This window comes from Sorangium sp. So ce321, assembly GCF_051530195.1.
Taxonomy (GTDB): Bacteria; Myxococcota_A; Polyangia; order Polyangiales; family Polyangiaceae; genus Sorangium.
This window is the reverse complement of sequence record NZ_CP150329.1, coordinates 8665888-8676944: the sequence shown is the minus strand read 5'-3', so window position 1 is coordinate 8676944 and position 11057 is coordinate 8665888. Positions and strand designations below refer to the sequence as shown.

9 protein-coding genes and 2 pseudogenes are annotated in these 11057 nt (G+C 71.4%); 5 read left to right on the top strand and 6 right to left on the bottom strand.

Annotated features, from left to right (window positions below; genetic code table 11):
* The first annotated feature begins 45 nt into the window (after positions 1 to 45).
* Complete coding sequence (gene asnB / locus WME89_RS32025; RefSeq protein ID WP_438003464.1) at positions 46 to 1896, top strand: asparagine synthase (glutamine-hydrolyzing); 1851 nt, start codon at positions 46 to 48, stop codon at positions 1894 to 1896.
* Between the two features lie 99 nt (positions 1897 to 1995).
* On the opposite strand, the gene WME89_RS32020 is transcribed toward asnB, so the two are convergent.
* The gene (locus tag WME89_RS32020; protein ID WP_438003463.1) at positions 1996 to 2418 is read right to left on the bottom strand and encodes a VOC family protein; all 423 of its coding nucleotides are present in this window, start codon (positions 2416 to 2418) and stop codon (positions 1996 to 1998) included.
* A gap of 140 nt (positions 2419 to 2558) precedes the next feature.
* Positions 2559 to 3578, bottom strand: coding sequence for a sigma-70 family RNA polymerase sigma factor (locus tag WME89_RS32015; RefSeq protein ID WP_438003462.1), 1020 nt, complete (start codon positions 3576 to 3578; stop codon positions 2559 to 2561).
* A gap of 505 nt (positions 3579 to 4083) precedes the next feature.
* Here WME89_RS32015 and WME89_RS32010 point away from each other — a divergent pair.
* Positions 4084 to 4689, top strand: a pseudogene (locus WME89_RS32010) (hypothetical protein); the annotation flags it as partial.
* 126 nt (positions 4690 to 4815) lie between these two features.
* A pseudogene (locus WME89_RS32005) lies at positions 4816 to 5403 on the top strand (pectate lyase); the annotation flags it as partial.
* 66 nt (positions 5404 to 5469) lie between these two features.
* Here the strand turns inward: WME89_RS32005 and WME89_RS32000 are convergent.
* From WME89_RS32000 to WME89_RS31990, 3 genes are read right to left on the bottom strand one after another with little or no spacing between them, the layout of a single operon-like run.
* Positions 5470 to 6087 (bottom strand): serine hydrolase domain-containing protein, encoded by a 618-nt coding sequence (locus WME89_RS32000; RefSeq protein ID WP_438003461.1) that lies wholly within the window; start codon positions 6085 to 6087, stop codon positions 5470 to 5472.
* Complete coding sequence (locus WME89_RS31995) at positions 6026 to 6295, bottom strand: serine hydrolase (protein ID WP_438003460.1); 270 nt, start codon at positions 6293 to 6295, stop codon at positions 6026 to 6028. Before WME89_RS31995 ends, WME89_RS32000 begins: the two co-directional genes overlap by 62 nt.
* Positions 6296 to 6330: 35 nt before the next feature.
* On the bottom strand, positions 6331 to 7767 hold the full coding sequence (locus WME89_RS31990; protein WP_438003459.1) for an amidase: 1437 nt from the start codon (positions 7765 to 7767) through the stop codon (positions 6331 to 6333).
* A gap of 312 nt (positions 7768 to 8079) precedes the next feature.
* On the opposite strand from WME89_RS31990, the gene WME89_RS31985 reads away from it, so the two are divergent.
* Complete coding sequence (locus WME89_RS31985; RefSeq protein ID WP_438003458.1) at positions 8080 to 8871, top strand: VOC family protein; 792 nt, start codon at positions 8080 to 8082, stop codon at positions 8869 to 8871.
* Positions 8872 to 8887: 16 nt separating this feature from the next.
* Here the strand turns inward: WME89_RS31985 and WME89_RS31980 are convergent, their stop codons facing one another.
* On the bottom strand, positions 8888 to 10042 hold the full coding sequence (locus WME89_RS31980) for a hypothetical protein (RefSeq protein ID WP_438003457.1): 1155 nt from the start codon (positions 10040 to 10042) through the stop codon (positions 8888 to 8890).
* Positions 10043 to 10247: 205 nt separating this feature from the next.
* On the opposite strand from WME89_RS31980, the gene WME89_RS31975 reads away from it, so the two are divergent.
* The gene (locus tag WME89_RS31975) at positions 10248 to 11051 is read left to right on the top strand and encodes an N-formylglutamate amidohydrolase (RefSeq protein WP_438003456.1); all 804 of its coding nucleotides are present in this window, start codon (positions 10248 to 10250) and stop codon (positions 11049 to 11051) included.
* Positions 11052 to 11057 lie beyond the last annotated feature (6 nt).

Sequence of the window (11057 nt, the reverse complement as noted above, 5' to 3'; positions counted from 1 at the left end):
AGCTCGCCGCCGGGCCGCGGCAGCGTTGCAAGGAGGCGATCGTCCATGTGCGGCATTGCTGGATGGGTGGATCACGCGCGCGATCTGACGCGGGAGCGCGACGTCCTGCAGAAGATGACGAATACGATGAAGAACCGCGGGCCGGACGACGAAGGCACCTGGCTCGCCCCGCGCGCGGCCCTCGGGCACCGCCGCCTCTCCATCATCGATCTCGAGGGCGGCCGACAGCCGATGATCGCCGAGGAGAACGGCGAGCCGATCGCCGTCCTCATCTACACCGGCGAGGTCTACAACTTCCGCGAGCTGCGCGGCGAGCTCCGGGCCCGCGGCCACCAGTTCAGGACGCAGAGCGACACAGAGGTCGTCCTCCGCGCTTATCTGGAGTGGGGCGCGGGCTTCCCCCGGCGCCTCAACGGCATGTACGCGTTCGCCCTCTGGGACGTCCGCCAGGAGGAGCTCCTGCTCGTCCGGGACCGGATGGGCATCAAGCCGCTGTTCTACCAGCCGACCGGCACAGGGGTGCTCTTCGGCTCGGAGCCCAAGGCCATCCTCGCGAACCCGCTCGCCCCGCCCGAGGTCGACGTGAGCGGCCTGCGCGAGCTCTTCGCCTTCACCAGGACGCCTGGGAACGCCGTGTTCCGCGGCATGCGCGAGGTCCGCCCGGGGCACGTCGTGCACGTGCGGAGGGAGGGAGTCACCGAGCGGCGCTACTGGGCGCTGGAGTCCCGGCCGCACACAGACGATCTCCCGACGACGATCCGCACCGTGCGCGAGCTGCTCGAGGACATCGTCGCTCGCCAGCTCATCTCCGATGTGCCGCTGTGCACGCTCCTGTCCGGAGGGCTGGACTCCAGCGCCGTGACCGCGCTCGCGCAGAGGGCGCTGCGCGCCGAGGGCGCGGGGCCGGTGCGCTCCTTCTCCGTCGATTTCACGGGCCAGGCCGAGAACTTCAAGGCGGACGAGCTGCGGAGCACGCCGGACGCGCCGTACGTCGTCGAGGTCCAGCGGCACGTCGGGTCCGACCACTCGGATATCGTGCTCTCCGCCGTCCAGCTCGCCGATCCCGCCGTGCGCGCGGCCGTGCTGCGCGCACGGGACCTCCCCCTGAGCTTCGGGGACATGGATGCCTCGCTGTACCTGCTCTTCCGCGCCATCCGCGAGCGCTCCACCGTCGCGCTCTCCGGCGAGTCGGCCGACGAGATCTTCGGCGGGTATCTCTGGTTCCACGACCCCGAGGCGGTGGCGGCCGAGACGTTCCCGTGGAGCGCCATGCGCACGAGGATGAGGGGCCCGAGCTCCGCCTCCACGCTGCTCGCCCCCGCGCTCCTCGGTCAGCTCGACCTCCAGGCCTACATCGATGGTCGCTACCGGGACGCCCTCGCCGAGGTCCCGCGCCTGCCGGGCGAGGCCGGCAAGGAGCGGCGCATGCGCGAGATCAGCTACCTGCACCTGACGCGCTTCCTGCAGCTGCTGCTCGACCGCAAGGATCGCATGAGCATGGCGACCGGGCTCGAGGTCCGGGTCCCGTTCTGCGATCACCGGCTCGTGGAGTACGTGTTCAACGCGCCCTGGGCGATGAAGACCTTCGACGGGCGCGAGAAGAGCCTGCTGCGCGCCGCGGCCGACGGTCTCCTGCCGCGCTCGGTGATCGAGCGGCGCAAGAGCCCGTACCCCGCGACGCAGGATCCCGCGTATGCGCGGGCGCTCCGCGGCCAGCTCGCCAGGCTGCTCGAGCAGAAGGACGCGCCGGTGCTGCCGCTGCTCGACGTGGCCCGCGCCCGCGCCGTCGCCGCGGATCTCGATGGACCGGCCGACGAGGTCTCCCGGTCCAGCATGGAGCAGGCGCTCCTGCTGAACGACTGGCTCGCTCGCTACGAGGTCAGGCTGGCGCTCTGAGCCGCCGCGCCGGGCTCCTCCCCGCGCCGACGGGGCGAACACCGATCCGCGCCGGCGGGGCGGGGGATTGCCATCCTGGGACGGGCCCGGCGCTCAATCTCACTCCTGGGGCGGGATCGCGCCCGGCTCCATGTAGGCCACCTCCCAGTGGTGACCGTCGATGTCGTAGAAGCTCCAGACGTACATGAAGCCGTGATCCGTGGCCTTCTGCGCGTGCGTCCCGCCGGCCGCGATCGCGGTGTTCACGAGCTCGTCGACCTCCGCCCGGCTGCTGGCCGACAGGGCGAAGATGCCCTCGGTGGACGTGGTGGTGTCGCAGATCTGCTTCTGGGTGAAGTCCTTGAAGCGCTCCTCGACGAGGAGCATCACGTACGCCTCCTCGCTGAGGATCATGCAGGTCGCCTTGTCGTCGGTGAATGCCGGGTTGAACGAGAAGCCGAGCTTGGTGAAGAACTCGACGGACCGCTTCAGGTCCTTGATGGGGAGATTGACGAAGAGCTTGCGGGAACGGTTCGTTGTCATGGGGGCCTCCAGGTTGCGATGGATTCGAACGTCGATGGATTTGAACGTGGTGAGTTCGAACGTACTGACGCCCGCCGGGCGTCGGGTTCATCGGTCGCGTCGAAAAAAATCGACACGCCCCGGCAGCGCCGCGGCGGCCGTCAGCCGCCCTGCGGCTCCGGCGGGAGCTCCGGGGGCAGGCCGAACCGCGGGAAGAGCGCCTCGGTGTCGAGGAAGGAGTTCAGCGCCGCGATGCGGGTGCCCGAGAGCTCGAGCACGATGAGCGCCCAGGGCCGGTGGGGCCCCCCGGGCTCGCCGGGGGGCCGGTACTGCCCGAACGCAGGCGAGCCGCACGCCGCCGTCGGCACCAGGCGCGACCCGCGACAGCCCGCGCCCGGCCCCAGCAGCCAGCCGCGGATCGGCTCCTGGCCGCGCAGCCACAGCGCGTACGGCGGCATCGACAGCGTCGCCTCCTCGTGGAGCAGCGCCGTCAGCGCCGTCACGTCGTACCGCTCGAACGCGTCGACGTAGCGGTCGACCAGCACGGCCTGCGCGTCGGACAGCGGCGCGCGCGCGTCCGTCAGGTCGCGCGTCGCGAGCGTCGCCCGGGCGCGCTGGAGCGCGCTGTTGACCGAGGCGACCGAGGTGTCCAGGGTCTCGGCGACCTCGGCGGCGGGCCAGCCGAGGACCTCCATCAGCAGCAGGACCGCGCGCTGCCGCGGCGGAAGGTGCTGGAGCGCGGCCACGAACGCGAGGCGGATGCTCTGGCGCAGGGCGACGAGCTCGGCGGGATCGGCGTCGGCGGGCACGGCCCGCACGTCCGGGATCGGCTCGACCCACCGGTACGAGGGCAGGGTGGTGAGCGGCCCTTCGAGCGCGTTGGGCGGGCCGAGCTCCATCGGGCGCGCGCGGCGGCTGCGCTCGTTCAGGGCGTCGAGGCACACGTGCGTGGCGATGCGGTACAGCCAGGTGCGCAGGGCCGCGCGCCCCTCGAACTGGTCCAGGCTGCGCCAGGCGCGCACCATCGTCTCCTGGACCGCGTCGTCGGCCTCCGCGGCCGACCCGAGCATGCGGTAGCAATGGCCGGTCAGCGCGGCGCGGTGCTCCTCGATGAGGCGGGCGGTCGCGTGGGCGACGTCGGCGCCAGCGGCGTGCTTCTTCGGGGGCGAGAAGTCAGCCATCGAGGCCGTGTGTAACAGGTCCGCCACGCGCGGAAAAGAGCAGGAACGGCCGCATCGGGGCGCAGCTCACCTTTCCCGGATCTGCCCCGAGATTGCCATTCTGCCGCGAGTTCGCCGGCAGCTCGCTCTGGCGCCGCGCAGCCGCAGCGCCAGGACGCGCGCTCGCGCTGCTGTGGCCGCCGGCGGGCTCCACCTGTCAACCTCCGGTTGACGTCGTGTACAGTCCAGCATGACAGGGCCGGGCGAGCGGCGAGCGCGGCTCTCGGCCAGCGCGGGGAGGCGGCCGTCTCTCGGCGGAAAAATGCAGCGAAAACGCGCTGTTCCGTCGATCGTGGCGACGGCGCTCCGTGGCCCGAGCGTTGCAACGAAGTACTGGACGAAGCGCTGGTGAACCGCGCGGCAGGGCGCTGCGTCGGGCTGAAGCGCGCGGAGCGCTCGACCGCCGAGCAGGCTGAAACCGTCGTGAGACAGCCCGGGTTTCACGGGAAGCGAGGAGAGCTCATCGATGTATGCCCCCCGCTCCTCGATCGACTCCTGGGGTTTCAACCCTGAGGCATCCCCTCGAATTCTACGAAAAAATTCGGGCGGTCGTGTGGAAAGTCAACCAATGAGGGACATGATCATGAGCTTGAAATTGACCTGTGCTCTGGGGACGCTGCTCTCGCTCGGTCTCGTGGGCTGCCTCGCGTCGGACGATGCCTCCGTGGACGTGGACTCCCTGAGCGACGCGCTCAGCGCCGTCAAGATCGAGGCCGAGGCGCAGTCCTGGTCGATCTCCTCCGGGGACAGGATCGAGACCAACGCGGACAACGTGAAGCTCCGCGCCAACCAGAGCGGCGATACGTTCAAGTTCTCGACGTCGGTCGCGTCGGGCAAGTACAAGATCGTCCTCCGCTACGCGAAGCGGAACGTGTACGGCAAGTACGAGCTCAGGGTGAAGGGCTCCTCGGTGAAGTCCTTCGACGCTTACGCCTCCTCCACGGGCGACAGCTGGACGACCGCGACGCTCGGGGAGAAGTCGCTCTCCGGCGACGTCGAGTTCACGCTGAAGTGCAAGGGCAAGAGCTCCTCCGCCTCGGGCTACGACCTGAAGGTCGATTACATCGAGCTCGTGCCGGCCGACGGCGGCGACTCGGGCGGCGACTCGGGCGGCGACTCGGGCGGCGACTCGGGTGGCGACTCGGGCGGTGATTCCGGCGGCGACTCGGGCGGCACCACGACGCCCGGTGACGGCGGCGTCGTGAGCTCGACCATCATCGTCAAGGCCGGCGAGACGTTCGACGGCGGCGGCAAGCGGTACATCGCCGACAAGGACACGCTCGGGGACGGCAGCCAGAAGGAGGGGCAGAAGCCTGTGTTCCGCCTCGAGGAAGGCGCGAAGCTGAAGAACGTCGTCCTCGGCGCGCCGGCCGCCGACGGCATCCACACTTACGGCAACGTCACGCTCGAGAACATCGTCTGGGAGGACATCGGCGAGGACGCCATGACGATCAAGAAGTCCGGCACCGTGGTCCTGAACGGCGGCTCCGCGAAGAACGGCGAGGACAAGGTGTTCCAGATCAACGCGGCCAGCACGTTCAAGGTCTCGAACTTCAAGGCCGAGAGCGCCGGCAAGTTCATCCGCCAGAACGGCGGCACCGACTTCAAGGTCGATGTCGTCATCGACAGGTGCGACATCTCGAAGATGAAGGAGTCCATCTTCAGGACGGACAGCAGCTCCAGCACCGTCAAGATGACGAACACCCGCTACAGCAACATCGGTGACGAGCTGTTCATGGGCGTGAAGTCCTCGAACATCACCACGTCGGGCAACACCGAGTACTGACCAGGACGGCGCCGGGGCGGAGGAGACGGGCGGGCCCGCTCGACCGCCCCCGGCGAGACCCGGGCGTCAGTCGTCGATCGCCTGGTAGACCGAGGTCCAGAAGTCGAGATAGACGCTCGAGAAGAGGGGGAATCCGGCGCGCTGGGTCATCAGGATCCCGACCAGGTCCTCCCCGGGGTCGGAGCTCCAGGACGTGCCATAACCGCCGTCCCAGCCATACCGGCCGGGGACCGCCGTCATGTCGTCGCGCCGGGTGACGATGGACACGCCGAACCCCCAGCCGCGGCTGTCCCAGTAGCCGGGGAAGAAGCCGGACGCCGCCTTCTGCTCGGGCGTCAGCTGGTCCGTGGTCATCGCCTCGACCGAGGGCCTCGACAGGATGCGCTCGCGCCCGAGCTTCCCCTTGTTCAGCATCATCTGACCGAAGGCCAGGTAGTCGTCGATCGTCGAGACGAGCCCCGCGCTGCCGTCCGGGAAGGCGGGCGGGCGGCTCCACTGGCTGTCTTCGACGCCGTCATGCAGCTCGAGCGCCCCGGTCTGGTCGTTGACCCAGTAGCTCGTCGCGAAACGGTCGAGCCTGTCCGCCGGCACGCTGAAGCCGGTGTCCTTCATGCCGAGCGGCTCAAAGATGCGCTCGCGGAAGAACGTCTCCAGCGGCTGGCCCGAGGCGCGCGCGATCAGCACGCTCCTCCACCAGGATCATCGCGGCCACGGCCGTGACCGGCTTGGTCATCGAGGTGATGCGGAAGATCGTGTCGCGCCGCATCGGGTCGCTGCCGCCGACCGCCTTCGTGCCGATGGCGTCGACGTGCACCTCGCCCCGCCGGCTGACCAGCAGGACGAGGCCCGGCACGTCGCCGCGCTCGACATGGCCGGTCATGACGTCGCGCATGCGGCCGAGCCGCGACCTGGAGAGCCCTCCGGCGCTCACGCCGCGCAGATCCGCGGCCGGCGCCGGTCCCACGGCGCGGCCTGCTCGAGCTGACCCGCGAGCCGCAGCAGGGTCGCGTCGTCCGCGTACCGGCCCGCGAACTGCACGCCCACCGGCAGGCCGTCGGCGCTCACGTGGAGCGGCACCGACATCGCCGGGCCCCCCGTCACGTTGAACAGCGGCGTGAACGCCGCGAAGGCGAAGATCTGGTCGAGCCAGGCCTCGGCGCCGACGCTCGGGTCGTTCGCGTTGAGCGTGCCCGGCGGGATCGGGAGCGTCGTCAGCGTCGGCGTGAGCAGGACGTCGAACTCCGTGAAGAACTGCCCCACCTGCCGCGAGATCTGGTCGCGCGCCACGAGCACGTCGTGCAGATCCACGGCGCTCATCCGCCGGCCGGCCTCGGCCATGGTCAGCGTCGTCGCTTCCACCGCGTCGCGCCCCGGCGCGAGTCCGAGCACCGGGCAGACGCGGTCGAACAGGTGCGCCTGGTACGACAGCAGCATGCGGAAGGCGATGCGGACCCGCTCCCAGTCGATCTCCGGCCGCGCCAGCACGACCTCGTGCCCCAGCTGCTCGCACAGCGCCGCGGCCCGGCGCACCGCCTGCTTGCACTCGTCGTGCACCGCCGCCCCGCTCCAGGTGGCGTCGGTGAACGCGATCCGCAGCCGCCCCGGCGGCGTGCGCGCCTCCTCGAGGAACGACCGCGCGGGCGGCGGCGCGAAGTACGGCGTGCCCGGGTCGGGCCCGGCGATGGCGTCGAGCAGCGCCGCGCTGTCGCGCACCGAGCGCGTCAACGCGTGATCGGTGGCGAAGCCCAGCAGGACCTCGCCCTCCACCGGCCCGGTCGGGATGCGGCCGCGGGTGGGCTTCAGCCCGAAGAGGCCGCAGCACGAGGACGGGATGCGGATCGACCCGGCGACGTCGTTGCCGTGAGCCATGGGCACCATCCGCGCCGCCACCGCCGCGGCGGCGCCGCCGCTCGAGCCGCCGGGCGTGCGATCGAGCCGCCACGGGTTGCGCGTCGGCCCGTGCACGGCCGGCTCCGTGACCACGTTCATGCCGAGCTCCGGGGTGTTCGTCTTGCCCAGCGACACGAGCCCCGCGCGCCGGAAGCGCGTCATGAGCTCGTCGTCCGCGGGCGAGACGAGGCCCTGGAAGAGGCGAGAGCCCATGCCGGTCGGCGTGCCCGCGACGAGGATGCCGAGGTCCTTCACGAGGTACGGCACCCCGGTGAACGGCCCCTCCGGCAGCCCCGCGCGGAGCGACCGCTCCGCGTCCTCGCGCAGCGAGCCGATCACCGCGTTGAGCGCAGGGTTGACCTGCTCGATCGCGGCCGAGGCCACGTCCATGAGCTCGGAAGGGGTGACCTCGCGCCGGCGGACCAGCTCTGCGAGGCCCAGGGCGTCGAAGGCGGTGTACTCGGAGATCTTCATGGTGCAGGTCCCTTATACGAGCCCGCCGCGCGCCGCGGGGTGAAGAAAGAAGCCATGCCTCGCGCGTCCTTCCCCGAGGTGGACGCGAGGAGCTCGCGGCGATTGGTCGAGCCGAAGCAAGGTCATTCTCATGGAGCGACGTTACCGCGATGCGGGCGCGATCGCGAGCGCGCCAAACGCGGGCTCCGGGAGGCAGGGCTCGTCGTTCGTCGTTCATCGCTCGTGGGCCGCGCGCGGGCGGGGCGAGCGCCTTCGAGGGACGGTGAGCTGTGGTAGGGTCGCGCCGTCGAGGCCACTGACGGAGGGACTTCCATGAGCACGATTGAGCGACATACCCCGGGCACCGTGTCCTGGGTCGATCTGATGACGCCCGATCTCGAGGGCGCGCTGAGTTTCTATGGCAGCATCTTCGGGTGGACATTCGAGGTCGGCCCGGCGGAGCTCCATTACTACACGACGTGCAGCCTGGGCGGGCGCCGCGCGGCCGGCATGGGCAAGCGGCCCGAGGGCGCCGCGTTTCCCTCCCTGTGGAGCGTCTACTTCGACGGTGAGGACGCCGGGCAGCTCGCCGAGCGCGTCCGCGCGAGCGGCGGGCAGATCGTGGCGGGGCCGATGGACGTGATGGACTTCGGCCGCATGCTCGTCGCGTCCGACCCGACGGGCGCCGTCTTCGGCGTCTGGGAGCCGAAGAACCACACCGGCGCGCAGGTCATCCACGAGCCCGGCTCGATGCTCTGGCACGAGGTCAACACCCGCGATCACAGGAAGGCGGCGGACTTCTACTGTCGCGTCTTCGGCCTCGAGGCGCGCAAGCTCGAGGCGCCAGGGATCGATTACATGACGCTCCACAAGGGAGACAAGACGGCGGGCGGCGTGCTCCAGATGAACGAGCAATGGCCGGCCGAGGTCCCGCCGCACTGGATGGCGTATTTCGCCGTCGCCCACGTCGACGCCTCGATCGCGCAGGTCGAGAAGCTGGGCGGCAAGGTGCAGGTCCCGCCGTTCGACACGCCGTTCGGCCGGCAGTCGGTCGTCACCGATCCCTGGGGCGCGGCGTTCACCCTCATGACGCCGAGCAAGCTCCCGGACCAGTCGTCCGGCTGACGGATTGTCGCGCTGTCTAGCCCGGAGCGGGCTTCTTGCGGCGGCGGCCTTCCGGCCGCTTCGGGGCCTGCTGCGCGGCTGACTCGCTGTCTGGCAGCTTGCCGCTCCCCTGCTCGACGAGCTTCTGCTCGTACCAGGGTCGCGTGGAGTGCGCGCGGAGGACGTAGGCGAGCGCGAGGGCGCCGAAGAGCGGCAAGGCGACGAAGGCGGCGGAATGGACCGTCACGTCGGGGCCGACCGTGCTGGCTGACCTCCACGACGGGACATAGCGCGCCTTGAGCCGCTCCACCCCGCGGAGCCGGACGAAGTCGCTATGGGACACCTCATCCGAGAGGGCGGCGCCGTCGGCGGCGCGCATCGAGACCTCGAAGTGGGTGTTCTCGTCGTCCGCGTCGTCCTCGCGCAGCTGCGTCACGCCGACAGTGACCGTCTCCCCCAGCCAGCGGCGCGCGTGGAAGGGCGCGAACACGGCGTTGAACGCGAGCGCCGCGACGGCGACCGCGACGGCCCACCGCAGGTGGAACGCCGCCCTGCGCGCGAACCGCTGCCCGAGCGGCTCGGACGAGAGGAGCATGGGCCGCCCGTACGAGGGGGGCACGAGCAGGTATCCCTGCGCCCTCCCGCGGTATCCCTCGGTCGGCGCCTCGGGATCCGGCGCGCGCCGGAGCTCGCCGACCGCGAAGACCTCCTCGCCCGGCACGAGCTCGGCCACGCGGACGCGCTTCGTGCGATCGACGAGGATCATGCCGTCCAGCGCGTCGACGAGCATCACGTCCTCGTCCGGCTCCACCCGGATGCGCGCGCCGGAGGCGTGGCGAAGGTAGAAGGGGTGGACCCGGACCTTGCGGTTGGTCTCGGTCCATTCGTGGCTCCAGACGCCGGAGCTCTCGGCCTCGGTCCCTTCCTGCTCGACCTCGACGCGCACGGCCACGTCCGCCCCTTGCTCGCGCTCGACGGTGCCCATGACGACGGCCTCGCCGGGCTCGAGCTGGACGTCGGGCCTGAACGAGGCCTCGGCCTGCGCGGCCGCGCGGCGCTCGCGGCGCGACCGCCGGAGCGCGATGGCGGCGAGGGCGAGCAGGCCGGCCGTCGCGACGACGTCCACCAGGAGCGACGACAGCCAGGCGTCGAGGTGGTAGCGGCTCACGAGCAGCCAGATCCGGTGTTCCATGGCCCGCCATGAGAGCGCAAACCGGGGCGCCCGTGCGAAAAACCCGGCGCCGCCACGGCGTCGCCTCCTCGCGGACACGCGGACCGGCGCGCGGGCGATCGTCGGATGGAAGCGCGGCGCGGCGGCTGCGGCGATCGACCGGGAGCCCTTGCCCTCCGGCGCGTCCCGCGCGTACACCCGGTCGCGACAAGCTCCCGGAGGAACGATGTCCGCGCCGCCGTCTCCCCCGTCTCCCTTCCGCGTCCACGAGCCCGCCGCGCCCGGGCCGGTCGTCGTCGAGGTCCCGCACGCGGGCCTGCTCGTGGACGATGTCTCGGCGCGCTTCACCCGCGTGCCGGCGCGCGCCCTCGAGGCGGACGCGGACGTCGCGGCCGACGCGCTCTTCGGCGACGTCGCGCTCGAGGGCGCCGCGCTCGTCGTCGCGACGCTGAGCCGCTACGTCATCGACCTCAACACCGCCCCGCGCGTGCCCACGCCGTACGAGGACAAGCTCCCCTACGGGCTGCGGGAGGTGCGGCGGCGCTCGGTGAGCGGCGAGCAGTGGTTCGAGGGCCCGCCGCCCCGCGCCGAGGTCGAGCGCCGCGTCCGCGACGTGTTCGAGCCGTACCACGCGGAGGTGGCCGCGCGCCTCGCGGCCGCGCGCGCGCGCCACGGCGTCGCGATCCTCGTCTCTGCGCACGCGTACCCCGACGTCCTCTTTCCGGGCGCGGCCGACGTCGTGCTCGGGACGCGGGGCGGCGCCAGCGCGGCCGGCTGGGCGCGCGACGCGGTCGCCGACGTCGCGCGCGCGCACGGCCTGTCTTTGGCACTCGACAAACCGTTCCCGGGCGGCCACGCCCTCGAGCGGCACGCGCGCCGCGACGAGGGGGTCCACGCGCTCCAGATCGAGATCGCCCGCCGCCTCTACTGCGACGCGCGCGCCCACGCCCCGCGCGCTGACGACGTCGCTCGCCTCCGCGCCTTCACCCGCGGCGTCGCCTCCGCGCTCGCGTCCGCCGCCGCGCCGTGAACCGCG

What these genes read in the sequence shown, in the direction of transcription:
- WME89_RS31975 (WP_438003456.1), top strand. Translation starts at nt 10,248, where the DNA reads ATGTCCGCGCCGCCGTCTCCCCCGTCTCCCTTCCGCGTCCACGAGCCC.
- WME89_RS31985 (WP_438003458.1), top strand. Translation starts at nt 8,080, where the DNA reads ATGAGCACGATTGAGCGACATACCCCGGGCACCGTGTCCTGGGTCGAT.
- WME89_RS32015 (WP_438003462.1), bottom strand. Translation starts at nt 3,578, where the DNA reads ATGGCTGACTTCTCGCCCCCGAAGAAGCACGCCGCTGGCGCCGACGTC.
- asnB (WP_438003464.1), top strand. Translation starts at nt 46, where the DNA reads ATGTGCGGCATTGCTGGATGGGTGGATCACGCGCGCGATCTGACGCGG.
- WME89_RS31995 (WP_438003460.1), bottom strand. Translation starts at nt 6,295, where the DNA reads ATGCGCGACGTCATGACCGGCCATGTCGAGCGCGGCGACGTGCCGGGC.
- WME89_RS32020 (WP_438003463.1), bottom strand. Translation starts at nt 2,418, where the DNA reads ATGACAACGAACCGTTCCCGCAAGCTCTTCGTCAATCTCCCCATCAAG.
- WME89_RS31980 (WP_438003457.1), bottom strand. Translation starts at nt 10,042, where the DNA reads ATGGAACACCGGATCTGGCTGCTCGTGAGCCGCTACCACCTCGACGCC.
- WME89_RS31990 (WP_438003459.1), bottom strand. Translation starts at nt 7,767, where the DNA reads ATGAAGATCTCCGAGTACACCGCCTTCGACGCCCTGGGCCTCGCAGAG.